This is a genomic window from Acetobacter okinawensis JCM 25146 (assembly GCF_000613865.1).
Taxonomy (GTDB): Bacteria; Pseudomonadota; Alphaproteobacteria; order Acetobacterales; family Acetobacteraceae; genus Acetobacter; species Acetobacter okinawensis.
Genome location: NZ_BAJU01000029.1, coordinates 1 through 23,249, shown reverse-complemented (window position 1 = coordinate 23,249; position 23,249 = coordinate 1). Strand labels below are relative to the sequence as shown.

At 57.2% G+C, this 23,249-nt stretch carries 19 protein-coding genes, 2 tRNA genes, 4 pseudogenes and 1 riboswitch; of the genes and pseudogenes, 8 read left to right on the top strand and 17 right to left on the bottom strand.

Features of this window, described 5'->3' with window-relative positions:
• Positions 1-17 precede the first annotated feature (17 nt).
• The 5 genes and pseudogenes from ntrC to JCM25146_RS11315 form a co-directional block, all read right to left on the bottom strand.
• A pseudogene (ntrC, locus tag JCM25146_RS19025) lies at positions 18-1,459 on the bottom strand (nitrogen regulation protein NR(I)).
• A gap of 61 nt (positions 1,460-1,520) precedes the next feature.
• Positions 1,521-2,626, bottom strand: a pseudogene (locus JCM25146_RS19020) (two-component system sensor histidine kinase NtrB).
• On the bottom strand, positions 2,623-3,693 hold the full coding sequence (gene dusB, locus JCM25146_RS11325) for a tRNA dihydrouridine synthase DusB (protein WP_025828034.1): 1,071 nt from the start codon (positions 3,691-3,693) through the stop codon (positions 2,623-2,625). The pseudogene JCM25146_RS19020 and the gene dusB overlap by 4 nt, the downstream one beginning before the upstream one ends.
• A gap of 90 nt (positions 3,694-3,783) precedes the next feature.
• Positions 3,784-4,937: pseudogene (ispF, locus tag JCM25146_RS24600) on the bottom strand (2-C-methyl-D-erythritol 2,4-cyclodiphosphate synthase).
• A gap of 223 nt (positions 4,938-5,160) precedes the next feature.
• Complete coding sequence (locus tag JCM25146_RS11315) at positions 5,161-5,499, bottom strand: P-II family nitrogen regulator (protein WP_025828032.1); 339 nt, start codon at positions 5,497-5,499, stop codon at positions 5,161-5,163.
• 215 nt (positions 5,500-5,714) lie between these two features.
• On the opposite strand from JCM25146_RS11315, the gene JCM25146_RS11310 reads away from it, so the two are divergent.
• Together JCM25146_RS11310 and cysE are read left to right on the top strand one after the other, a co-directional pair.
• On the top strand, positions 5,715-6,968 hold the full coding sequence (locus JCM25146_RS11310) for a UbiH/UbiF/VisC/COQ6 family ubiquinone biosynthesis hydroxylase (protein ID WP_025828030.1): 1,254 nt from the start codon (positions 5,715-5,717) through the stop codon (positions 6,966-6,968).
• A gap of 70 nt (positions 6,969-7,038) precedes the next feature.
• Positions 7,039-7,838, top strand: a pseudogene (gene cysE / locus JCM25146_RS23940) (serine O-acetyltransferase).
• A gap of 326 nt (positions 7,839-8,164) precedes the next feature.
• Here cysE and JCM25146_RS11295 read toward each other — a convergent pair.
• From JCM25146_RS11295 to JCM25146_RS11255, 9 genes are all read right to left on the bottom strand, one after another.
• Positions 8,165-8,241 (bottom strand) — tRNA-Arg (locus JCM25146_RS11295).
• Between the two features lie 39 nt (positions 8,242-8,280).
• Positions 8,281-8,586: an ETC complex I subunit gene (locus JCM25146_RS11290; protein ID WP_025828025.1), complete on the bottom strand. Its 306-nt coding sequence runs from the start codon at positions 8,584-8,586 to the stop codon at positions 8,281-8,283.
• Positions 8,587-8,608: 22 nt separating this feature from the next.
• A tRNA-Pro gene (locus JCM25146_RS11285) sits at positions 8,609-8,685 on the bottom strand.
• Positions 8,686-8,743: 58 nt separating this feature from the next.
• Complete coding sequence (gene gpt / locus JCM25146_RS11280) at positions 8,744-9,229, bottom strand: xanthine phosphoribosyltransferase (RefSeq protein ID WP_025828024.1); 486 nt, start codon at positions 9,227-9,229, stop codon at positions 8,744-8,746.
• Between the two features lie 164 nt (positions 9,230-9,393).
• Positions 9,394-9,642 carry a hypothetical protein gene (locus tag JCM25146_RS11275; RefSeq protein WP_025828023.1) on the bottom strand — a complete coding sequence of 83 codons (249 nt, stop codon included), beginning with the start codon at positions 9,640-9,642 and terminating at the stop codon, positions 9,394-9,396.
• Positions 9,643-9,734: 92 nt separating this feature from the next.
• Complete coding sequence (locus tag JCM25146_RS11270) at positions 9,735-10,070, bottom strand: DUF6525 family protein (RefSeq protein ID WP_025828022.1); 336 nt, start codon at positions 10,068-10,070, stop codon at positions 9,735-9,737.
• Positions 10,067-11,284: a zinc metallochaperone GTPase ZigA gene (gene zigA / locus JCM25146_RS11265; RefSeq protein WP_025828020.1), complete on the bottom strand. Its 1,218-nt coding sequence runs from the start codon at positions 11,282-11,284 to the stop codon at positions 10,067-10,069. The genes JCM25146_RS11270 and zigA overlap by 4 nt, the downstream gene beginning before the upstream one ends.
• A gap of 136 nt (positions 11,285-11,420) precedes the next feature.
• Positions 11,421-12,008 carry a manganese efflux pump MntP gene (locus JCM25146_RS11260; RefSeq protein WP_025828018.1) on the bottom strand — a complete coding sequence of 196 codons (588 nt, stop codon included), beginning with the start codon at positions 12,006-12,008 and terminating at the stop codon, positions 11,421-11,423.
• Between the two features lie 87 nt (positions 12,009-12,095).
• A riboswitch (yybP-ykoY riboswitch) is annotated at positions 12,096-12,198 on the bottom strand.
• Between the two features lie 148 nt (positions 12,199-12,346).
• Positions 12,347-12,775: an RcnB family protein gene (locus JCM25146_RS11255; RefSeq protein ID WP_025828016.1), complete on the bottom strand. Its 429-nt coding sequence runs from the start codon at positions 12,773-12,775 to the stop codon at positions 12,347-12,349.
• Between the two features lie 335 nt (positions 12,776-13,110).
• Between JCM25146_RS11255 and JCM25146_RS19005 the strand changes: the two genes are divergently transcribed.
• The 3 genes from JCM25146_RS19005 to JCM25146_RS19000 all read left to right on the top strand — a co-directional run bounded on the left by JCM25146_RS19005 (position 13,111) and on the right by JCM25146_RS19000 (position 15,560).
• Positions 13,111-14,775, top strand: coding sequence for a sensor domain-containing diguanylate cyclase (locus JCM25146_RS19005; RefSeq protein ID WP_051544209.1), 1,665 nt, complete (start codon positions 13,111-13,113; stop codon positions 14,773-14,775).
• Entirely contained in the window at positions 14,706-14,903 is a 198-nt protein-coding gene (locus JCM25146_RS24595; RefSeq protein WP_159101989.1) for a GGDEF domain-containing protein, read from the top strand. The genes JCM25146_RS19005 and JCM25146_RS24595 overlap by 70 nt, the downstream gene beginning before the upstream one ends.
• A 144-nt stretch (positions 14,904-15,047) precedes the next feature.
• Positions 15,048-15,560, top strand: coding sequence for a nitroreductase family protein (locus JCM25146_RS19000; RefSeq protein ID WP_242401079.1), 513 nt, complete (start codon positions 15,048-15,050; stop codon positions 15,558-15,560).
• Positions 15,561-15,750: 190 nt separating this feature from the next.
• On the opposite strand, the gene JCM25146_RS11240 is transcribed toward JCM25146_RS19000, so the two are convergent.
• Complete coding sequence (locus JCM25146_RS11240; protein WP_242401078.1) at positions 15,751-16,134, bottom strand: hypothetical protein; 384 nt, start codon at positions 16,132-16,134, stop codon at positions 15,751-15,753.
• 164 nt (positions 16,135-16,298) lie between these two features.
• Positions 16,299-17,195 (bottom strand): LysR family transcriptional regulator, encoded by an 897-nt coding sequence (locus JCM25146_RS20830; protein ID WP_025828014.1) that lies wholly within the window; start codon positions 17,193-17,195, stop codon positions 16,299-16,301.
• A gap of 126 nt (positions 17,196-17,321) precedes the next feature.
• Here JCM25146_RS20830 and JCM25146_RS11230 point away from each other — a divergent pair, with 126 nt between their 5' ends.
• Together JCM25146_RS11230 and JCM25146_RS11225 are read left to right on the top strand one after the other, a co-directional pair.
• Positions 17,322-17,825, top strand: a complete 504-nt coding sequence (locus JCM25146_RS11230) for a nucleoside deaminase (RefSeq protein ID WP_025828012.1) — start codon at positions 17,322-17,324, stop codon at positions 17,823-17,825.
• Between the two features lie 4 nt (positions 17,826-17,829).
• Positions 17,830-19,191 carry a solute carrier family 23 protein gene (locus JCM25146_RS11225; RefSeq protein ID WP_025828011.1) on the top strand — a complete coding sequence of 454 codons (1,362 nt, stop codon included), beginning with the start codon at positions 17,830-17,832 and terminating at the stop codon, positions 19,189-19,191.
• Positions 19,192-19,263: 72 nt separating this feature from the next.
• Here JCM25146_RS11225 and JCM25146_RS11220 read toward each other — a convergent pair whose 3' ends face one another.
• Positions 19,264-20,730 (bottom strand): catalase, encoded by a 1,467-nt coding sequence (locus JCM25146_RS11220; RefSeq protein ID WP_025828009.1) that lies wholly within the window; start codon positions 20,728-20,730, stop codon positions 19,264-19,266.
• Between the two features lie 256 nt (positions 20,731-20,986).
• Between JCM25146_RS11220 and JCM25146_RS11215 the strand changes: the two genes are divergently transcribed.
• Positions 20,987-23,110, top strand: coding sequence for a TonB-dependent siderophore receptor (locus tag JCM25146_RS11215; protein ID WP_025828008.1), 2,124 nt, complete (start codon positions 20,987-20,989; stop codon positions 23,108-23,110).
• The last annotated feature ends 139 nt before the right edge of the window (positions 23,111-23,249 follow it).

Genomic DNA, 23,249 nt, shown 5'->3' with positions numbered 1-23,249 from the left:
TTTGGGCATGGGCAAGACTAGACCACACCGCGCACGACTGGAATTTCAAGATCGCGTATTTTTTTGCGCAAGGTGTTACGGTTCAGCCCCAGCATGGCGGCGGCCTTGATCTGGTTGCCCCGTGTTTCCGTCAATGTCATCTGGATCAACGGGCGTTCCACCTCGGCTATAATGCGGGCATGCAGGTCATGTAGCGGCATGCCTTCGCGCCCGGCTTCAAGGTAGCGGGCAATATGGCGGGAGACTGAATCGACCAGCGGTTCGGCCACAGGCGCCCTGTCCGGCTCAAACTCGCTCCCCAGAGGGTCCGCCAACTCCGCGTCCACCAGATCCGCTGTAATGGTCTCCTGAGAATACAGGGCCACAATGCGGCGGATCAGGTTTTCAAGCTCACGTACGTTGCCCGGCCAGCGCCATGCCTGCAGACGGTCCATGGCCTCCTCATCCAGCGTCCGGTAACCTCCACCAGCCTCCCGGCACTGTGCAAGAAAATGCCGGGCAAGGAGGGGAATATCCTCACGCCGTTCCCGTAGGGGGGCAGGCGCAGCGGCACCACATTCAGCCTGTAGTAGAGGTCCTCGCGGAAGGTGCCTGCCTGAATGGCCTGCCGCAGGTCACGGTGGGTGGCAGCCACAATGCGCACATCGGCGTGCAGGGGGGTGGAACCGCCAACGGTTGTAAACTCCCCTTCCTGCAGAACGCGCAGCAGGCGGGTCTGGGCCTCCTGCGGCATATCCCCGATTTCGTCCAGAAACAGCGTGCCACCAGATGCCTGCTCAAACCTGCCGGGCATACGCCCCAGGTTGCTGCCACGCTCATAACCGAACAATTCGCTCTCAATCTGCTCACGCGGGATGGCTGCCATATTGACGGCAATAAAAGGCCCGTTGCGGCGGCGGCCATATTCATGCAGGGCGCGGGCCACCAGTTCCTTGCCGGTCCCGCTTTCCCCCGTGATCATCACGGTCAGGTCCGAAGTCGTCAGCCGGGCAATGCTACGGTAAATCCCCTGCATGACTACGGACTGCCCGATCAGGGGCAGGCGTTCTTCGGGCGTCTGGGGGGCTGTGGTTTTTTCCGCAGCCTGCACGGGGGTTGTGAGCGCACGGGCAACAACGGCAAGCAGTTCCTTAAGATCAAACGGCTTGGCCAGATATTCAAACGCCCCGCGCTGGGTGGCCTTGACTGCGGTTGTCAGTGTGGACTGCGCGCTCATCACAATAACCCGCAGGTCAGGGCGGATCTGGCGGATGCGGGTTACAAGCTCCAGCCCGTTACCATCTGGCATGGCCACATCGGTAATGACCAGATCCCCCTCCCCTTCCTGCACCCATTGCCACAAGGTCGAGGCATAGGGGGTCAACTGAACCTGATACCCCGCGCGGCCAAGTGCCTGCCCCAGCACTGTGCGAATGGACCGGTCATCATCGGCGACAAGAATGGTGGGCAGCGGTGTCATGCGTTCTGGACCAGAGGAAAAACAACAGGGAGAGGCTTATCAGGCTCAGGCAAGCTGATCGTCAAGGGAGGCCACCCCTTTCTTCCGCAAGTGGAAGAAAAAGGCTGATTTCGGTGCGGCCGGGTCGGCTTTCCACTTCCATGACCCCACCGTGGTCGTCCATGACCTTACCCACCAACGCAAGGCCCAGCCCGCTGCCATTCACCTTGGTAGAGACAAATGGCTCAAACAGATGTGGCCTGACCGTTTCGGAAATACCCGGCCCCGTGTCCCTTATTGTGACAACGAGCGGCAGATGCCGCCACTGGGTGGTGCCCGGCGCAGTCACGCGAATGCCGGGACGGTAGCTGGTCATGAGCGTGATGTCCCCCTCCTTACCGGCTTCCTGCAAGCTTCCGCCGCGTTTTTAACCAGATTGAGCAGGACCTGTACCAGCCTGTCCCGGTCCCCCCAGACATGGGGTAGGGATGGATCATAGCACTCGATAATCCGCAGGCCTTTGGCAAAACCATTGCCCGCCAGCAGTTTGACATGCTCCAAAAGGCGATGGATGTTTAACGCACGGTAGTCCATCCGTGCCTCGCCAAACATACCCATACGCTCGACCAGCGCGTCTATACGGTCCACCTCATCACAGATCAGGGTGGCAAGGTCGCGGTCGGCATCACTTACGGCCTGCTCGAGCAGCTGGGCCGCCCCCTTGATCCCGGAGAGCGGGTTACGCACCTCATGCGCCAGCATGGCCGCCATACCAGACACACTCCGTGCCGCCGAGCGGTACACCTGCTGCTGGTCCAGCACACGCGCTGTGGACGGCAGGTGGAATGTCAGCAGCAGATGGCCGGGATGGTCCAGCACTTCCGCCCCCTGCACGCTCACCCCTTCATGGTGGAAACGCGGAGAGCTGAATAACAGGTCATGCTCCGTTACACTGCCGCCACGTTGGCGCAGGTGGGTCAGCAGAAGATAGATCGGGTGGTCTGGTGGTGCAATTTCCGCCATGCCGCCAGCTTTGATCTGCTGGCGGGACATGCCAAAAAACTCCTCCGCAGCCATATTGACCGCAAGGACCACATTCCCCGCCCCCACTTCCAGCAAGGGCACGGGCAGGCTGTCCAGTAGTAGCGCCGCGTCAGGCTCTGCCCTGTCTGGCGCCGGTGTGCTCACGCCGCGTGGGCCTGTTCTTGCTGGCGGGCCAACTCCTGCCGGGAGGCACGTGGCTCACGCTGTGCACCCACGGCCATCTGCTGGTCATAGAATTCGGCAATCCGGGCCACGGCCTCCTCTGGCGTTTCCACCTTGTTGAAGGCCGCACGGAAAGCAGCCGAGGCAGGCAGACCGGCCGAATACCAGGACACATGCTTGCGCGCCAGCCGCAGACCGGGGCGTGGACCAAAATGCTCCAGCATCATGCCATAATGCTCAAGCACAATGGCTTTTTCCTGCTCCAAGGAGGGGTCAGGCATCTCCTCCCCCGTGCGCAGGGCATGCGCGACCTGCGCCAAAAACCACGGCCGCCCATAGCAGCCGCGACCGATCATGACCCCATCCGCACCAGACTGGGCCAAGGCATTGCGTGCGTCAGTCGTGGTCAGGATGTCCCCGTTCACGATAACGGGCAGGTCCACCGCATCCTTGACGTTGCGCACAAAGGCCCAGTCAGCCGTACCGTTGTAGAACTGCTGGCGGGTGCGCCCATGCACTGTAATCATGCGAATACCCGCATCCTGTGCAATGCGGGCCAGCACCGGAGCGTTCAGGTGTGCGTGGTCCCAGCCCATACGCATTTTAAGCGTGACCGGCACAGACACGGCCTTGACCACCGTTTGCAGCATACGCTGCGCTGCGGCCTCATCCCGCATCAGGGCGGAGCCTGCCATCTGCCCCACGGCTACTTTTTTGACCGGGCAACCAAAATTGATGTCAATCAGGTCCGCGCCACGGTCCACGGCAATGCGGGCAGCCTCGGCCATGGCCTGCGGGTCACACCCGGCAAGCTGCACTGCGTTGGGGCCACCGGCATCGGCCACCTCGGCCATGCGCAGCGTGGTGTCGTTCTCACGCACCATGGCCCATGAGGCAATCATTTCAGAAACAACAAGGCCAGCGCCAAGCCTGCGCACCAGCCGCCGGAATGGCAGGTCGGTCACACCGGACATGGGAGCCAGAATTACCGGCGTATCAAGGACAACACCGCCCAGATCAATGGGACGCAGCAGGGGTTGCGTTTGCACAGTCATTTCCATTTGCCTACGAATTAGGCAGAAATACCGATCCACGCGCCCCTGTGCAATGTTTTTCGTAACGGTTGAGCAGTAAAAACCTTACGGCACCAGCACGCTCACCGTGGCGGCACAGGCTATGCCCTCCTCACGCCCGGTAAAGCCGAGCCGTTCCGAGGTTGTCGCCTTGACCGAAATACGATCCACATCCACTTCCAGCAATGCTGCCAGACGCTCGCGCATGGCCTGCGCATGGGGGCCAATTTTGGGGCGTTCACAGATCAGGGTCAGATCGGCATTGACAAGCATGCCACCCCGCTCGCGGATACGCTGCCCTGCATGGATAAGAAAGCGGGCGCTATCCGCATCCTTCCACTCGTTCTGGCTGGGGGGGAAGTGCCTGCCGATATCCCCTTCGGCCAGCGCGCCATAAATGGCGTCACACAACGCATGAATCCCCACATCGGCATCGGAATGCCCGGCAAGGCCATGTGTATGCGGGATGGTAATGCCGCACATAATGAGCGGACGCCCCTCCTCAAAAGCATGCACATCATACCCAAGACCCACACGCGGCAGCAATGTGGGGCCGATCAGCCTTTCAAGACGCACCAGATCTGCCTCGTATGTCAGTTTGATATTATCTTCATCCCCGTGCACGAGTGCAACACTCATACCCGCGGCCTCAAGCAGGGCGGCGTCGTCGGTCGCATCAAGCGATGCCGCAGCACGGTGCAGGTCCAAGAACAGACCAAAGCGGAAGCCCTGAGGCGTTTGCGCACGGAACAGGTGATCACGCGGGACAGTCCCGTCGATAACGCCGTCTTTTTCACGCTTGAGGGTATCAGCCACAGGCACTGCGGGAATGGCACCCGGATGCTCCGTCAGAGCCGCCACAACGGCACTGACCAGCGCAGCGCTCACATACGGGCGGGCACCGTCATGCACCAGCACCAGATCGGGCTTTTGCTCAGGGGGGAGCGCATCAAGCGCTTCCAGCCCGGCGCGCACACTCGCCTGACGTGTCTGCCCACCTGTACGGGCGGCAGGACGGTCAAACCATCCAGTGCCTCGGCCAGAGAGGTCGGATCACCTACAGGCTGAATAGAGGAGACATGCGGCAGCAGAGCCTGCGCGGCATGACGGATAACGGGTTGGCCAGCAAGCAGCACATACTGCTTGGGCGTGGCGCACCCCGTGGTGGCGGCATAGCGGCTGCCTGTACCGGCAGCCAGTAGAATGGCAGCTACTCGCATGTACGAAGCAATGGAACCACACCCCCGCTCCGTCAAGCCTCAAAATAGCAGGGAAGATGACCTAAAACAGCAGACTGTACGGCAAGCAACACAGCATGCATCGGCCCGCACGGCAGCACACTGCCGCGAACAACGCCCCCAGACCGGTTACCATGCACAAGGAGCGATCACGCGCACCCCGCACCTGCCTACCGGCAGGCAGGATACGCCACCAAATTTAACATTAGAGAGCGGCGTCCCCCGTCTCCCGCGTGCGGATACGGATAACGCGGGTAAGGTCACTGACAAAAATTTTGCCATCCCCGATCTTGCCCGTATGGGCAGCATCTAGAATCGCTTCAAGCACCTGATCGAGCAGGGCATCGCTGACAGCAACTTCCACCTTGATCTTGGGCAGAAAGCTGATGCGGTATTCAGCTCCACGATAGATTTCCGTCTGCCCTTTCTGGCGACCAAAACCCTTGACCTCGGAAACAGTAATCCCCTGAACGCCCAGCGGCGCGAGTGCCTCGCGGACATCATCAAGTTTAAAGGGCTTTATAATGGCGGTAATCAGCTTCATACTGCCTGCAACTCCTTGCTGCAAAACATTTCCATGACGTTACGATGTTGGCACAGTTAAACACCAATTGCCAAGAGCTTTGATGCACCTCAAGGCAAGACGGCTGGTTTTGTCGCAAAGGAGAGCGCATATAGGGGGCATGACCTGCAACAGCCTGTGCGGGCTTTTTGGGCCTGCCGCCTGCCAGATGCGTGAATTGTAAGGATAAACACCCCATGCGCCCAATCCCACCCCGCGCCACGGCAGAACACGCCAGCCCCCATCTCCCGCCTGTCGCGGATGTGGACGTGTGCATTATTGGCGCGGGCCCCGTTGGCGCGGCCCTTGCCTGCCGTCTAGCACGTGGCGGCATGCAGGTCGCCGTTGTGGACAAGGCTGCCCTCCCCCCCATGGAACACCCCGATCTGGACGGGCGGGCCTATGCCATTGCCGCAGGTCCAAAGGAATACCTTGAAAGCGCAGGGATATGGGACGAGCTCCCCACAACCTCCTGCCCTATTGAGGAAATCCTGGTCACCGATGGTCGGCCGGGTGAGCCTGCATCCTCCCTCTTCCTTGAGTTCACGCGTGAGGATGCAACACAGCCTTTTGGCTGGATGGTAGAAGCCCGCGCCCTGCGTGTTGCCCTGAACAAATGCCTGAGCACTACTCCGGGCGTGACCGTTCTGGCCCCGGCTGAAGCCAAAATTACCCGCACGGCCCAGAGCGCGCATGTGCAACTGCTTGATGGCCGCAGCTTTAACGCCCGCCTGATTGTGGCCGCCGATGGCCGCCGGAGCCGCCTGCGCACCGAAGCTGGCATCCCCCTGACCCGCCTACCCTACGGGCAGACCGCCATTGTGTGTGCCATTGCCCACGAGTTCCCGCACGACAACAGCGCTCTGGAGCACTTCCTGCCTGCTGGCCCGTTTGCACAACTCCCCATGACTGGCACGGATGAGCACCCCTACATGTCCGCCATTGTGTGGAGCGACAAGGACGGCGTGGCCGAGCGCTTTGCCGCTTTGCCTGACGATGCCTTCGCCCGTCAGGTGGAGCGCCGCATGGGCAACACCCGCCTTGGCCGCGTAACGCCCGTGGGGCGGCGCTGGACGTACCCGCTCTCCGCCCAGTACGCGGCGCGTTATACGGATACACGGCTTATTCTGGTGGGCGATGCCGCACATGGTATTCACCCCATTGCAGGTCAGGGGCTCAACCTTGGCTACCGGGATATCATCCACCTGAGCCCATTGCTGCTGGACATACACGCACAGGGCAAAGACCCCGGCGCTCCCGCCGTTGTCGCGCGGTATCAGGCCTTGTGCCGACCGGCCAATATGCTCATGCTGGCCGCTACAGATGCGCTGGACAGGTTGTTCAGTAATGACAACCCGGTCCTCCGCCTTGCGCGTGATCTGGGTATTGCTGGCGTGCATCGCTTTCCCGCCCTACGGAAAGCTTTTGTAAAGCACGCCATGGGTTTGTAGTAACGGAGTAGCCGGGATGAGCGACGCTCAGATTGCCTCAGTCAGTTCCAGCCATTTTGAGGAAAGCAGCATGCTGTGCGCGCCACAGCTTACCGTGCTGTGGGAACAGATGACCCAAGAGGCATGCAGTTGCCATGACCCGCTGGTGCGCGGGCTACTGGCCACTGGTGTGCGCAGCCATTCCAGCTTTGCCTCGGCCCTTGCGGCCTGATCGGCCGCAAGCTGGGGGACCGTTCCGTGGCTGCGGATGCTCTATCCGAACTGGTCAAGGAAAGTTTTGACGCAGAGCCCGATATTGTGTGCGCAGCAGCCGCAGACCTGCTGGCTATTCGTGAACGTGACCCGGCCTGCCCGGACTTTGTAACCCCTTTCCTGTTCTTCAAGGGTTATCATGCGGTGCAGACCTACCGGGTTGCGCGCTGGCTCTGGCTGTGCGAGCGGCGGCATCTGGCTTTGCACATGCAAAGCCGGGCATCGGAACTGTTTGGAGTGGACATTCATCCCGCTGCCCAACTTGGTCGACGCATTCTATTCGACCACGGCACTGGCATAGTCGTGGGGGAAACGTCCATTATTGAAGACGACGTATCCATTTTGCAAAATGTCACCCTAGGTGGCACTGGCAAGCACTGCGGGGACCGCCACCCCAAGGTGCGTCGAGGCGTGCTTATTGGGGCTGGAGCCAAGGTGCTGGGCAACATTGAAATTGGCGAAGGTGCCAAAATTGGCGCAGGCTCCATAGTGCTCGAACCCGTCCCCCCGTTTACCACAGTGGTGGGCAACCCTGCCCGCAAGGTAGGTGTACGCCACAAGGGCATGCCCGCCCTGAACATGGACCAGACACTCCCACCTATTGATTACATCATCTGACCCAAGACCCAAAACCCACGTGGGAGCACGGCGGCACCTGCTCCTACGTGTTTTTTCTCCCGCATAAAGACGCTCTGCCTTATTTTTCCCGCCCCTGCCCAGACGGGCTTTGCAAGACAACGAACCTTGCAAAAGACGTTTGGGAATTCGATGCCCACATAGGTTGTGGCTGCGGCAGATACAGGCTCAAGGCCTCTCTCAGCACGTGCAAGCAGAGAAAGCTGACAAAGCCCGCCATAAACAAGGCCGTTACACCCAGCATCATGCAAAAAAGGGCGGAGCATAACCCCACCCTGACCATCATCATGCATTTGACTTGAAAAAACTGGTGCGCCCTATTGGATTCGAACCAATGACCCACAGCTTAGAAGGCTGTTGCTCTATCCAACTGAGCTAAGGGCGCTAAACAGCCCCTCCCGCATAAGGGGAAAAGGGCTAAAAATCAATGCGTCCAGTTCTGCACCCGCGTATAGCCAAAATTATCGGCATAAACCTTGGGGCGACGGAGGCGCTGCGCAGGCTGCTCCACCTCGTAAGCAATCTGCTCACGCTGGGCATAGGCCACTGCGGCCTCGCATGTCTCAAACAAAAGCCTAAGCTGGGAATTTGTATCCGCACTGCCAGACCACCCCATAAGGGCATCCTGCTTGCGCGGAGCACTTTGCCCGTACTCGAACACCCACTGACGGGTGCCGATAAGGCCGGACTGACCTGCTGGCTTGGACTGCTTATAAATACGCGCTGGCATGATGTGCCTCCCGCTTTATTTATGGTCGGGGCGCCCGGACTCGAACCGGGGGCCTCGTGTACCCAAAACACGCGCGCTACCAGGCTGCGCCACGCCCCGAACAAGCGGGAAACTAGGCGTCTAATCGCAAACTGGCAACCCTGCTGCGCTAAAAAAATTACTCCGCACACTCTTTTTTGTTGCTGACCAGTGGCGGCACAAACAACGGAGCCGTATCCCACGGGAACAGAACCCACGTATCCTGCGGAACTTCCGTAATAAACAGGTCTGTCAGGGCTTTACCTGCTGGTTTGGCATACAGGCAGGCAAAATAGGCTTTGGGCAGGCGCTCACGCACAAAGCGTGCGGTCACACCGGAATCGACCAGATCATCAATAATCAGGAAGCCTTCTCCATCCCCTGCGGCATCGGGGGATTTGATAATCTGGGGCTGTCCCATTTCCTCTTCATCATATGTCACGACCGAAATGGTCTCGATCAGCCGGCATCCAAGCTCTCTTGCCGCAATGGCTGCGGGGATCAACCCGCCACGGGTTACCGCGACAATACCCTTAAAAGGCATTCTGGGCACAAGAGCCGCCGCCAGTGCCCGGGCATCCCGATGCAGTTGCTCCCATGTTACCGTGGCATAATGCACAGCCATAAACACAATCCTTTACCATCCACTGGCAGACCGGGCGTTGCCCCTTGCCTTTACGCGCCCTCTTTAGCAGGAAGATGCGCCAGTTCCTACATCGTGTTGCCTCTGCGCAATCACCCCTGTGTCAGTTTGGCTGCTGGCGCTTGCCTTCGCAGATGTGGGGTTCATCAGTCCTCCTCCACTGCGGGGACATCCCCCACCTGCTCCAGATATTCGGGCTCGCCGTAATCGCCTATGTCCTCATCCACCTGCATGCGTACGACAACAGCACCGGCCACCCGCAGGACACCTGCCCGAATTTTGTCCACCCGCCTGCGTGCATCATCCACGTTGGGGCATAAAATCGGAGCACCTGCCCGCAATGCCGCGCCCTGCCATACAAAAGGTTGAAACACGATACGCTCGGCTACGGCCATATTTGCCTCCCACGTCAGTATGTTCTATTTTTGTTCTAACATACTCCAGCAACCGGGCCAAGACATTACAACAGGTCGCCATGCAGACCGCCTTACCTTTGCACGGTCCCCTGCGCCGCCAGATGCGGCAGTTCCATGCCATACCGCTCCCCGTAATGGGCAGCGAACACATCGCGCTCAAGCCGTTCGCAATAATCCAGATAACGGATCAACGCTTTTTCAGCCCGCACTGTGCGCCCATAGCTCCGCTTGTAATGCCGCCAGAGCATCAGCACATTCACTGACCATGCATCATAACTGTGCTGGCTCACACGCAGTCTGATGCTCGGTGGAAGCGCATCAAACGCCTGCCAGTCATTACCATCATACCTGCGCCAGACCTCATGGCGCAGGGTACGTTCGTTGGTGTGTGCCGACTGGTGGGTCATTGTGCCGCAGGCTCTGTCTGCCAGACAGGAAACGGGTCTGGCAGGTGCGCAAACTCCTGCGCATCAAAAAGGGTTTTCCCAGTATCGGGCACAAGACATGCATTCAAAGCTGCGCTGATGGCGGTCTCGTCCATAGCCGGAGTGCCAATGAACACCATTTCCTGCCGTCGGTCGCCGTACACCCGGTCCCAGCGGGAGACCAGCATATCCTGCCACTCCTTATCGTCCGGCCAGTGCTCAGGCGGAATGGCCACCCACCAGTGCCCTGCGGCCTCGGTGCGCACCAGTGCTCCCGCCTGCCCCAGTTCACCCACCCACCTAGGGCGCGTTGCCAGCCAGAAGTAACCTTTGGCCCGCACAACGCCCGGCCATGAGTGGTCAATAAAAGCCTTGAACTTTACAGGGTCAAAAGGCCGCCTTGCCTGAAAGACAAAGCTGTGGATTCCATATTCTTCCGTCTCGGGAACATGATCAGAAAAACCATAAAGTTCTTTGTACCATAACGGATTTTTATGTGCTTTTTCGTAATCAAAGCGGTGCGTATCCAGCACCCGTTCCAAAGGAACAGCGCCATGGTCCGCCTCTACAATATCGGCATCGGGGTTCAGGCTCGCAATAATCTGGCGTGCAGCCATGCGCTGCTCCGCCGTAGCGCTGGAGACCTTGTTCAGCACCACAACATCAGCAAATTCGATCTGCTCAACCAGAAGAGACACAAGCGCGCGGTCATCCTCATCCCCCGCGACCTCTCCCCGGTCCCTGAGAAAATCCGTTGAGCTGTAATCACGCAATAAATTTACTGCGTCCACAACACTCACCATCGTGTCCAGTCGGGCTATGTCAGACAGGCTGCGTCCTTCTTCGTCCCTGAACTCGAATGTTGCGGCAATCGGTAGAGGCTCCGCAATGCCTGTTGATTCCACCAGCAGGTAATCAAACCGTCCCTCGCTGGCCAGACGTTGCACCTCTTGCAAAAGGTCATCGCGCAGGGTGCAACAGATGCAACCGTTGCTCATTTCAACAAGTTTTTCATCCGTGCGGGATAAATTGCTGCCACCACGCACCAGATCGGCATCAATGTTCACATCGCTCATGTCATTCACAATCACCGCGACACGTCGGCCGGTACGGTTATTGAGGATATGATTAAGGAGCGTTGTTTTTCCGGCACCTAGAAAACCGGATAGAACGGTAACGGGCAATCTGCTGGGCATGAGCGGGGCCTTACTGCTTGTAACAGGTCACCCTCCTCCATATAGGTAATATTATAACATAACAATCATCGCCTAGAAGAAATCTCCCGCTCCTGTCGGTGCGGCATGGCCCGGACCATGCCGCACCCAACCAGAATTATGGTGCGCTCAGATGCGTATAGAGAATGGAGCAGCCAATACCGATCAAGGCTATGCCCCCCAGAATTTCTGCATAACGGCCGATCCACACGCTGGCATGCCGGCCAATAATAACGCCCAGCGTAGCCACCACCGTAGTCGTCCCACCAATGACCAGACAGGCCGCCAGAATATTCACCCGCATAACACCCAGACTGACCCCCACAGCCGTTGCGTCTATGCTGGTGGCCAGTGCTGTTGTCACCAACCCCAGCACGCCACGATTATGCCGGGCCTCCCTGACATCGCGTTCGGAGGTATCTGCATCATGCCCTGTACAGGCAAGGCGGATCATGTTGCCGCCAATAACCAAAAGCAGGCCAAACGCGATCCAGTGATCGACTGCGGCAATCCATGTGCTGAGTGCCAGCCCCAGCACCCAGCCAATGACGGGGGTTATCGCCTCAAAAAAACCGAACACGGCACCAATACGTACAGCATCGTTCAAACGGGCGTTCTGCACTGTTGCACCTTTGCCAACCGCTGCGGCAAAAGCATCAACAGACAGGCTGAGACCAAGAATACCCAGCGTGAAAATACCGGTCATGAAAATTCCAAGGGCCGCAAGAGACTCACACGGCAGACGGAACTCCCCCGGCCACATCTGGAGGTTCCGCTGCCGTTGGTCTTGCCTGGCGTTTTGCTACCAAAACGCTGCCTCCACCATGGCCCGAAAGCCAAGTGTGTTGATGAAGGCCCCTCATGACTGAGGGTAACTACTCCCCAAGGACGGGGCGATGCCTACCAAGCACCGCTCCGGATTGCAACCCTTTGTTTATTCGCTTTTAATCCACAGGCTTACCCACGCAAGCATCCTCAGAATCTGTGGATAACACCATGGCCGCACAGGCTGGCAGTCCGGCGGATACCAGCCTGTGCGCGCACTCAGCGCGCCATACCCGAGGAGATAACACCGCTGACCACACCCGCAATAACCCCACTGGCAATGCTGGTCAGCAGGAACTGGTTACCATACTGCATCCAGCGATAACCCGGCGGTGGAGCATACAGCCCGCGCTGGCTACGCCAGTCCTGCACATACCAGCGATTATTCACTGGCCCGTCATAGCGGTCTCCACGCTTCCAGCGTCGGTTCATGTCATAATGGTCGCCATCAAACCCCGGACCGCCACGGCCGCCACGCCCACGGCCCGGTCCACCCTGTGATGGCGGCGGATTATGCAGGCCCGGATTACCCCGCTGGTCCTGTGGGCCACCACCGGGGCCACCCGGCCCCATGCCCTGCGCATAGGCAGAAGACCCGGCCAGTAAAAAGCCATTCAACATAACGGCGACAAGGAGCTTTGTATTCACCAGATTTATTCCTTTGGGCCTAAGCCACTACGCAATTTTACCCAGCGAGGTTTGGCTACTTTTGCGGCACCATTATGGCACCCACACCCTGTAAACTCCGGCCTGCCGACCATGGTTCCACGCGCGGATGCCCCCCGTGCAATCCATGCGGAGTATTAATCCCCGGCCGGAGCTGACACCACAACTTATACGTAAAGGCTTTATCTGATCTTTAATAATGAATTAAATCAGGCTGCATAGTCACAGAATATTCTTACAAGACATCTAAAACAGAATTGAATGGATGAAATAGATACTGTATTTTGCACAAAATTTTATAGTGCAAAGAGATTATTTTGCTCCATTCCCTTACATCTCGGATCGTCTTTGTCGGCTCCATTGTCAGCGTTAATCTGGTCTGCCTCTCGGGTCTGCTGCTTTCTGCCTCCAACAGCATGATTGCCAGCTTTGAATGGAACACCCACAAGCAGAAAATTACAGAAATCGTCTCCGAGACCCTGTCCGACCTGCGCGAGGCACAGGCCGAGGAACGGGGCTACCTCCTGACCACCGACCCGTCCTTTGCCAAGGATTTTGACGACCGCGTTGCCGCAGCTCTGTCCAAGGTCAACATGCTGGAACAACTGGTGCAGGACAATCCTGTCCAGCACGAGCGCGCACAAAGCCTGCAAATTGCCACCAATGAACGCATAGACACCCTGACCAAGCAGATAGCACTCGCCCGTCAGGGACGGTTTGAAGAGGCCAGATCCCGCGTTGTTCTGGGGCAGGGCCGTGTGGACATGGCCATTATTGTGCAAAAGGCGGAAGAAATCCGGCAGACGGAACAAGAACTGCTCATTGCGCGGGAAGCAACCGCCAAAGCCCATGTCAGCTGGAACAGAAAGCTGGTCCTTGGTGGCTGCCTGATTATTGTGCTGCTGGTCAATGGCCTCCTGTATCTTGTGCTTAACGGCATGCGCCGCTCTGTCAGCCTGATCGTGCGCGCCATGGCCGACTTTGGGAACGGCAACCGCGCAGCCCGCGTGGATGACAAAATGGGCTGCACCGAGTTTGACATGCTGGCTCAGGGCTACAACACCATGGCCGAGCGGATGGACGCCGCCATGCAGGCGCAGGAGGCAAGTGACCATAAGCTGCTCCAGGCCAACGCGGAGCTCAAACGCAACAACGAAGCCATGGAACTGCTGGGCGAAATGGCTCACCGCTTGCAGGCCGCGCGCACCAGTAATGAACTATCAGCCATTATCTGCGCATTTGTGCCACGTGTGCTGCCCAACATTCCCGGCGCATTGTACACGTACAACCACACAACCAACCAGCTTGAGCGCATTGCACAATGGGGTGCCATTGCTGTGGGATGCGACGTGCTGCACCCGTCATCATGCTGGGCATTGCGGTTAGGGCAGAGCCATGCCGTTTCCACCAGCGGGGGAGATGTGGTCTGCCAGCATGTGGGGAATGATGTCAGCATCTACCATTGCGAGCCGCTGTTTGCGAGTGGTGAGGTCGTTGGGCTTTTGTACCTGCAAAGCCTTGTCGCGGAGGAAAACCGCTTCCGCCTTGTCGCACTGGTGGAAAACATAGCCTCTGCTCTGGTGAACCAGAACCTGCAAAAAAACCTGCTTGAACAGACAATCCACGACCCGCTGACCGGCCTGTACAACCGCAGACATATGGAAGAAAGCCTGAACGCGGAAATTGCTACAGCCAACAGGAACCACACTGCCCTTGGCCTGATTATGGCCGATATTGACCATTTTAAGCATATTAACGACGAGTTCGGGCATGACGCCGGTGACATGGTCCTGCGCACCATTGCCAACGAAATACAGAACTCCTTCAGAAGCGAGGATATTGTCTGCCGCTTTGGGGGGGAGGAATTCCTTATCATCACGCGTCCCACCCGCTGGATGCACTTGTCCAGCGGGTGGAAAGCCTGCGTAACAACCTGTCCCGCTTGGAACTGCACTATAATGGCCGCACCCTTGGCAAGATAACCATGTCCTTTGGCATTGCCATGTGGGACAAGTCTCTGCCAGAAGAAACATCGGCCATTATCCGCAAGGCCGACATGGCGCTTTATCAGGCCAAAAAAGATGGACGGGACAGGATTGTCATCGCCTAGACCGGCCCTGTGCCATGGGGTGCAGCTTTACCCCCTTGATCTCCCTGCCCATCCAACCCACTGTAATGCACAATCGGCACTGCGACGGCAGCATCTGCTGCGGTCTGTGCCAGTGGCAAATTGGGCAAAGGTTAGGACAGCACCATGGATCTGATTAACATTCTCAAGCACCGCCACACGACAAAGGCTTACGACAAAGAGCGCAAGATACCGGCCCCAATTGCGGCGCAACTGCTGGAATCCCTGCGTTACAGCCCGTCATCCGTCAACTCCCAGCCGTGGCACTTTTTTGTCGCAGACAATGACGCGGGCAAAGCCCGGATTGCCAAGGCCACCAGTGGTCCATTCGCCTTTAATGCCCCACGGGTCATGGACGCATCACATGTGGTGGTGCTGAGTGCGCGCAACAGCCTGCCTGCCGACTACCTGCAAACGCTGGCTGATCAGGAACAGGCCGATGGCCGCTATGCCAATGAGGAGGCACGCGCTCTGGCGCACAAAGGCCGCTCCGGTTTTGTGGGGCTCCATGAACAGGCCGGGGACGTGCCGACATGGACGCAAAAGCAAACCTATATTGCGCAGGGGTTCCTGCTCTTGTCCGCAGCACTCCTTGGTGTGGATGCCACCCCCATGGAAGCTTTGACGCCAGCATTTTAAGCACGGAACTGGGACTGGCAGAAAACGGCCTGTCTCCGGCCGTTATTGTCGCTCTGGGCTACCATTCGGATGCCGACTTCAACGCCAGCCTCCCCAAATCCCGCCTGCCGGAAAAATCGGTTTTCTCACATATCTGACAGCTTTTTTCCCGAGCAGGGCAATGCTCCATGTCTCGGGAAGAGCCTCTTTTTTATGACCCGCCGTTTGTGCGTAGCGGGTCATCATTCAGCTTCATGTGCCTGACAATCTGTTCAAGCTCGCGCGCATAGGCGGTTTTAACATTGTTCACGGCTTTGCCGACCCGCTCCTTGGGGTGTTTTTGGCACTCGTCGCGTATGGCTTTGGACAGACCTCTGGTCACCTCATCTGGCATACGGGATTCACTCATTTTATCGCCAGAATAATCGCCATGCTCGGAGTTCAGGTAATCTATGCAGATGCCATTGGCATTTTGCGTGGTTTTCTGCATCAGCGCCTTGTAATCGCCGTCCTCTTCCGTGTCCTGCGCCATAACCGGCACTGAGCACATGGCCAGCAGGCTACCCATAACAAGACCTATAAGCTGTTTACGCATGGTCTGCGCCTTCCATCCTCCATGCCAGATGCGCGGCATGGTGGGCAGCATACCACATTCCCCTGCCACACACCTACACAGCCCAACCCTGCTGGTATGAAAAGCGCGTGTGCACGACGGCCTGCCGTCATGGCGTGCGTGACCTAGCACCACCAATGGCAGCGCTAGACGTTAAGGCGTTGCCCGGTTTGTGGCAAAGCCTCAAACATCTGCGACAACTCCGCCATAACCGCAGCGGGCACACCACCACCATGGCGGGTGCACAAACATAGTGTTTCACGCAGTCGCAGATTATCAAGGGCATGAAAACACAACACGCCAGCGGAAACATCGTGCACAACATCCAGCCATGTCAGCACTCCCATATATTCCCCACGCCTGATGTAAGCGCGAATAAGTTCCACAGAGTTGGTGTTGACCAGACCATTGGGCTGCACGCGCATACGTGTGAACTCCCCGTCCAGTCTGGGCCAGAGAGAGAGCGAACTATCCGGCAGGCAAAGTGGAAAGTCCGCACAGGCACACAGCAGATCCGCCACCTTACCCCCGGCAGGGAGCACTCCCGGCGTTGCAATCAAACCAATGTCATAATCACGTGTTTTTTGAATTAATATGTCCTGATCGTCCAGAACATTAAAGGCAATAATCACATCGAGTTCCCCCGCGCGTAACTGGCGCACAAGGGTGTTGGTGTCCGAGACAATCAGCCTCAAAGCCGTTTTGTGGTCACGCAGGTCCGGGTGGGCCGTAACAAATGGCAGCAGACATTCCATAATGCCCAAACGCACCCCTGCGGCACCGGGCCGTGCAATTGTGGCGCGCAGGCGGCGCTCTGCATCAATCCACTGGGTTGCCTGTTCCAGCAGTTTTTTACCCGCATCCGTCAGGCGGCTGCCCTGTGGGGTGCGGGCCATTAACGGTGCACCAAATGCACGCTCAAGCATCTGCATCTGTCGGATCAGTGCGGAGGGCGCAACATTCAGCACCTCCGCTGCACGCCGAACCGAATTGTGGCGACTGATTTCCACAAAAGATAGCAGTTCGCGTGAAAATGCAGACATTTTTTAAAAATACTCCCGTGTATGAAAAATCAGAACACCGTTGACAACTCATTGCGCTACAGGAACATAAATGCAATGTTTTAAAGTCTGAAGCTTCCTTGCTGCATATTTTATGGGAGCCCACTCATGTCCACCGACCCGTCACCCCAGCACAACCTGACTGCCTCGGACCGAACACTGCTCGAGAGAACACTCCAGATTTCTCAGGAAAGCAGGCTGGCTGGCAACCACCCCTTTGGTGCCCTGCTGGCGGCAGAGGATGGAACAATCCTGCTTGAATCCGGCAACAGTGCTGCGACAGACCGGGGTACCGGACACGCGGAGCTCAATGTCGCCCGCAAGGCAGCACGGCTATATGCACCAGAATTTCTGGCATCATGCACACTGGTCACCTCGGTAGAGCCATGCTGCATGTGCGCGGGCGGCATTTACTGGGCAGGTATTGGCCGCCTTGTTTACGGCATGACCGAAAAGCGCCTAGCAACCCTGACCGGCGACAACCCCGAAAACCTGACCATGAACATGCCCTGCACGCAGGTGTTTGACGCAGGCCAGCGCAAGGTTGTGGTTGTCGGCCCCGTTGAAGAGATGGAAGCCCGAATTGCCCATGTGCACGAAGGATTCTGGTAAGATCATGGTACAGCAAACACCCCCAGCAGGCGCCATGAACGGCAAAAACGGAGTGGATGAAGTTCTGCCGCTCCCCCGCATGGTCCCACTGGCCGTGCAGCACGTCATGGTCATGTATATGGGAGCCATTACCACCCCACTTGTCATCGGCCGTGTTCTGGCTCTTCCCGCAGCGCAAACTGCAACCCTTATTCAGGCAGACCTGCTGACCAGTGGTGCCGCCACATTATTGCAGACCATTGGCACGCGCTGGCTGGGAGCGCGCCTGCCGCTGATGCAGGGCGTCTCGTTTGCAACCGTGTCGTGCGTGATCGGTATTGCCTCCTCCGCCACTTTAGCCACAAGCCATGACAATGAAGGGTTACGCACGGTTTATGGTGCGGTCATTGTGGCGGGTCTGGCCGCCATGCTGGCAGCGCCACTGGGCCGCCATATCATGCGGTTTTTTCCGCCGGTTGTGGTTGGCACGTCCCTTGCCATCATGGGGCTCAGCCTTCTACCAGTCGCCATTGACCAGATCGCCTCCGGCGCTGGCGTGCATGCGGGTCGGAACATGCTTGTCGCCATGAGCGTATTTGCCAGTGCGATTTTTTTATCCATTACCGGGCGTGGTGTTTTTAAAAATCTGGCCGTCATTATTGGCGTGGGGATCGGCCTTGTGGTGGCCTTTGCGGCAGGCCAGTTTACCCCGCACCTGAGCGGTATGCCGCCGCTGCTGGCAGCTGTCAGACCGCTCCCTTTTGGCTGGCCGATTTTTCAGTTAATGCCTTCCCTGAGCATGATTGTCATTGTGGCGATTACGTGGGTTGAATCCATTGGGGATGCGGTTGTTGTGGGGGAAATGACAGGACGCCACGCAACCCCAAAACTGGTGAGCAGGCTACTGCGGGCAGATGGGCTGGCAACACTGCTGGGCGGGATTATGGGGTCTTTCCCCTACACCGCTTTTTCCGAAAATGTTGCGCTTTTAAGCATTACGGGCGTGCGCAGCCGGTGGATTGTCGCACTGGCCGGGGGAATTTTATGTGTTCTGGGCCTTTCGCCTTTTCTGGCTACGGCAGTGGCCGCCCTCCCCCCTGCCGTAGCCGGAGGCGCCGGTCTGATGATTTTTGGAACCCTGATGATGGTGGGCATACAGATGCTGGCATCCCTTGGGCTGGAACCGGGGAACAAGCCGTTTATTGTTGCCTCTGTCAGCATTGTTCTGGCCATGGCAATTGTCATGAAGCCAGATTTTTTTATGTTCATGCCTGATTGGACCCAACCCGTCCTGCAATCCCCCGTTGTGGCTGGCTGTGTAAGCGCCATTGTGCTCAACATTCTCTTTTCATTCCGTGAGAGAAAAGAGGCCGCCTTTACCGCATGAGCACACTACGTGCTCCTGCCACTCCGGGCTGAAAAGCGCTTCAGCCCGTGTGACCAGCACCATGCCAGACTCTCAGACTCTGGCAGCCAGCACGCCATCGCGGACACGTTTACCTATATCCGCATCAATATGCGTCCAGTAGTCAAAGACCCGAGACAGTACCGGCTCTTCAACCCCCTGCAGTACATGACCAACAATGTTATCAACAAGCCGCTCGCGGGCCGCAGCATCCATAACACGGTTGATTAATACATTGGCCTGACTGAAGTCATCATCATCACGGCGCAGGGTATAGGCGGCCCGCATGAACGCGCCATCTGCCTCCCACACGGCATTTTCGGGGAAATGCTGTGTATCTGCCACCGGGCCACCCTTGGAGTTTGGCACATAAACCGGGTCGTGCGCTGGCTGCACGCGCATGGCGCCACCTTTGACATAGCCATGAACAGGGCATTTGGCCGCGTTAACCGGGATCTGCTTATAGTTCACACCCAGCCGCGCCCTGTGTGCATCCGCATAGGCAAATGAGCGCCCAAGCAACATTTTGTCCGGGGAGAGGCCCGTACCCGGCACAAAATTATTCGGCTCGAAGGCAAGCTGCTCAATCTGGGAATGAAAATCCGTTGGATTGCGATCAAGGGTCAGCTTGCCAACATCAATCAAAGGATAGTCTGCGTGTGGCCACACCTTGGTCAGGTCAAAAGGATTGATGTGGTAAGTTATCGCATCTTCATACGGCATAACCTGCATGCGCAGCGTCCAACTGGGGTAATCCCCCCGTTTGATGGCCATATGCAGGTCACGGCGGTGGTAGTCCGCATCTGCACCGGCAATCTTGCCTGCCTGCTCCTGAGTCAGAAACTTGATGCCCTGATCGGTTTTGAAGTGATACTTCACCCAGAACCGCTCCCCCTTTGCATTGACCCACATATAGGTATGGCTGGAAAACCCATCCATATGCCGCCATGTTGCGGGAATACCACGATCGCCCATAAGCCATGTGACCTGATGGGCTGTCTCCGGGCTAAGGGTCCAGAAGTCCCACTGCATGTCGTTATCGCGCAGGCCGTTATCGACCCGGCGTTTTTGTGAATGAATGAAGTGCTGGAACTTGAGCGGGTCACGCACAAAAAAGATCGGCGTGTTATTGCCGACCATGTCAAAATTCCCCTCACCAGTATAAAATTTCAGGGCAAAACCACGCGGGTCACGCCATGTGTCCGGGCTGCCAGCCTCCCCCGCAACGGTTGAAAAACGGGCCACCACCTCGGTTTTGGCACCCGGCTGCAAAAACTGCGCGCTGGTATACGCACTGACATCATGCGTGACTTCAAACGTGCCAAAAGCGCCGCTCCCCTTGGCATGTGGCTGGCGGTCCGGGATCATCTCACGGTTGAACGCAGCCATCTGCTCGATCAGGTAATGGTCGTGCAGCACAATTGGCCCATCTGCGCCAACGCTCAACGAATGTTCGTCACTGGAAACCGGAATACCGGATTCCGTTGTATGTCTTTTCGCGGTCGGGTCGTGTGCCACCATGGTTTCCTTTACGTATTCGCCATAGAGACATTAGAACGCGCGGTCCGTGCCAGATGTTCACCCACCCTGCATCACTTTTTCCGGCGACAAGCAAGGAACCAGCGCCAGAACGACCTGTGGCCCGTGTGTCACATATTCAATTTTTAATATTTGCGACGGATACAAACTGACAGCCTCACTTTATAGGTGCGAATCATTGTCATTTTCATTAAAGGTCTTCGCATGACTTTCGCCCGTCCCTCAATCGGCGTTATGAGTGTTTACAGCAGGGATCTGTCTGGCCTACCCGCTTGCCACAAAGGCAGAGACTTCACTCTCGCAGGATTCCGAAACCACAAAAGACGAGTATGTTGAAGTCAAGGCCAAGCGCTCGGGCTATGTGGCGGGCAGTACATCCATTGCCACAAAAACAGATGTCCCCCTGCGTGAAGTACCCCAGTCCGTTACGGTCATTACCCGTATGCAGATGGATGAACAGCACGCACGCAGCATCTCCGATGCCTTGAACTATTCTGCCGGTGTTTCCGCCGGGAGCCGCCCGGGCAGCAGGTTTGACAGTATTTACCTTCGTGGCTTTGGCGGATTTGGCGGAAGTGCCAACTATGTGCAGTTCCTTGATGGTACGCGGCTGACACAGGGTATCTCCTATGCCGTACCGTCGTTTGATGAATACTTCATGCAAAGCGTGGAGGTTCTTCGGGGGCCTGCATCGGTTCTGTATGGCCAGTCCAGCCCCGGCGGTTTTGTGAACATGACCATGAAAACCCCGACAGCAACCCCATACCATGAGGTCCGGCTCGGCACCGGGTCATATGATTATGGGGAGGCCATGCTCGATATGTCTGACCGCATCAACAAAAGCGGCACACTGAGCGCGCGGCTGACTGCCGTTGGCAGGACCGGCAATACGCAGGTCAACTACACGCAGGACCATCGTATTGGTGTTATGCCCCAGATTGCGTGGCGCCCGACGGATCATACGGATTTGAACGTCCGGCTTTTTTATCAAAACGATCCATCCTCACTCTACGGCATGGCCCTGCCTGCCGCAGGCACGGTGCTCCCCAACAAAAATGGCAAGCTCCCGACCAGCCTGTTTACAAGTGAACCGGGCTTTGACCAGTACCGGCGCACGGAATATATGACGGAAATTGCCTTCCGCCATCAATTTAACGATGCTCTGACATGGCGGCAGAACTTCCGCTATTTGCACCTTGATTCAGATTTCCGTTCCATTTCCCTGCGCGCACTGGCCAGTAATCAGGCAACAGCATCGCGGATGTACACAATATCACGCGAGCATATGGATGCATTCAACAGCGATAACAGTCTGGAAACCCATTTTCACACCGGTCATGTCAAACATACGCTTATTGCTGGCATAGATTACCTGCACAACGCTTCCAACCGTATTCTGGGTAACGGCACCGTGCCCTCACTTAACTTGTATAATCCAGTGTATGGCGCACATTTTTACCCAACAGCGACAAGCGACGCATCGCAAATTCTCAACCAGCTTGGCCTCTACATTCAGGATCAGGCAAAGTGGAAGCGCTTCTCGTTTATTCTGGGCGGGCGGTTTGACTGGACAACACTCGACACAACCTACCGCTGGGGTGGAAAATCGGTCTCCTCCTCCGCCAGAAAACCAACCTATCGCGGCGGCATTGTCTATTCGTTTGACAATGGTATTTCGCCATATTTTTCGTATAGCACGTCGTTTATGCCAACGGCTGGTACAAGCTATGCGGGGGCATCCTTCAAACCCACCACGGGCAACCAGTACGAAGTGGGGGTGAAGTACCAACCCAGCAAAATACCCATGACCATCACCGGGTCAGCCTATACCATTCATCAGGAAAATGTTCTGACCACAGACCCCGTGCACACAACTTACAATATCCAGACTGGCGCGGTACGCTCCCGTGGCTTTGAGCTGGAAGCACGTGCACACCCTCTTCCCGGCCTGAACCTGATTGCCTCTTACGCCTATAACGACATTCAGATCAGGCACGACACAACCGCAAGCAACATTGGCCACCGCCTGCTTGCTGCACCTTCCAACACTGCCTCCGGCTGGGTCAGCTATACGTTCCAGAACGGCAGGGCCAAAGGGTTCGGTCTGGGTGGCGGCGTGCGTTACAATGGCTTCACCTACGGGGACAACGCAAACTCCTTTAAGGTGCCCGGTTACGTTCTGGGTGAAGCAGAAGCCCATTATGATCTGGGCGGTGCTTTTTCCTCACTGAAAAACCTCCTGCTCCAGGTCAATGCGACCAACCTTGCCGACAACAAATATGTTGTTGCATGCGCCTCTTCCATAAACTGCTTTTATGGCACGCGCCGCACTATTCTTGGGAACATACAGTACCGCTGGTAACACAGCGGCCTTGTCCTTCAGGGTTTAACATCCTCCACTGGCTGTGAAACATCCTTCACAACCAGCGGAGACTGATGGCCCAGCCACGCGCTAAAACCACCTTCATACCCGCAGCAGGGTAGCTGTCCCACTATAATTC

What these genes read in the sequence shown, in the direction of transcription:
- zigA (WP_025828020.1), bottom strand. Translation starts at nt 11,284, where the DNA reads ATGCCCAGCAGATTGCCCGTTACCGTTCTATCCGGTTTTCTAGGTGCC.
- gpt (WP_025828024.1), bottom strand. Translation starts at nt 9,229, where the DNA reads ATGGCTGTGCATTATGCCACGGTAACATGGGAGCAACTGCATCGGGAT.
- JCM25146_RS19000 (WP_242401079.1), top strand. Translation starts at nt 15,048, where the DNA reads ATGGATCTGATTAACATTCTCAAGCACCGCCACACGACAAAGGCTTAC.
- JCM25146_RS11270 (WP_025828022.1), bottom strand. Translation starts at nt 10,070, where the DNA reads ATGACCCACCAGTCGGCACACACCAACGAACGTACCCTGCGCCATGAG.
- JCM25146_RS11275 (WP_025828023.1), bottom strand. Translation starts at nt 9,642, where the DNA reads ATGGCCGTAGCCGAGCGTATCGTGTTTCAACCTTTTGTATGGCAGGGC.
- JCM25146_RS11220 (WP_025828009.1), bottom strand. Translation starts at nt 20,730, where the DNA reads ATGGTGGCACACGACCCGACCGCGAAAAGACATACAACGGAATCCGGT.
- JCM25146_RS11240 (WP_242401078.1), bottom strand. Translation starts at nt 16,134, where the DNA reads ATGCGTAAACAGCTTATAGGTCTTGTTATGGGTAGCCTGCTGGCCATG.
- JCM25146_RS11310 (WP_025828030.1), top strand. Translation starts at nt 5,715, where the DNA reads ATGCGCCCAATCCCACCCCGCGCCACGGCAGAACACGCCAGCCCCCAT.
- JCM25146_RS11290 (WP_025828025.1), bottom strand. Translation starts at nt 8,586, where the DNA reads ATGCCAGCGCGTATTTATAAGCAGTCCAAGCCAGCAGGTCAGTCCGGC.
- JCM25146_RS20830 (WP_025828014.1), bottom strand. Translation starts at nt 17,195, where the DNA reads ATGTCTGCATTTTCACGCGAACTGCTATCTTTTGTGGAAATCAGTCGC.
- JCM25146_RS11230 (WP_025828012.1), top strand. Translation starts at nt 17,322, where the DNA reads ATGTCCACCGACCCGTCACCCCAGCACAACCTGACTGCCTCGGACCGA.
- JCM25146_RS11225 (WP_025828011.1), top strand. Translation starts at nt 17,830, where the DNA reads ATGGTACAGCAAACACCCCCAGCAGGCGCCATGAACGGCAAAAACGGA.
- JCM25146_RS11260 (WP_025828018.1), bottom strand. Translation starts at nt 12,008, where the DNA reads ATGACCGGTATTTTCACGCTGGGTATTCTTGGTCTCAGCCTGTCTGTT.
- JCM25146_RS11315 (WP_025828032.1), bottom strand. Translation starts at nt 5,499, where the DNA reads ATGAAGCTGATTACCGCCATTATAAAGCCCTTTAAACTTGATGATGTC.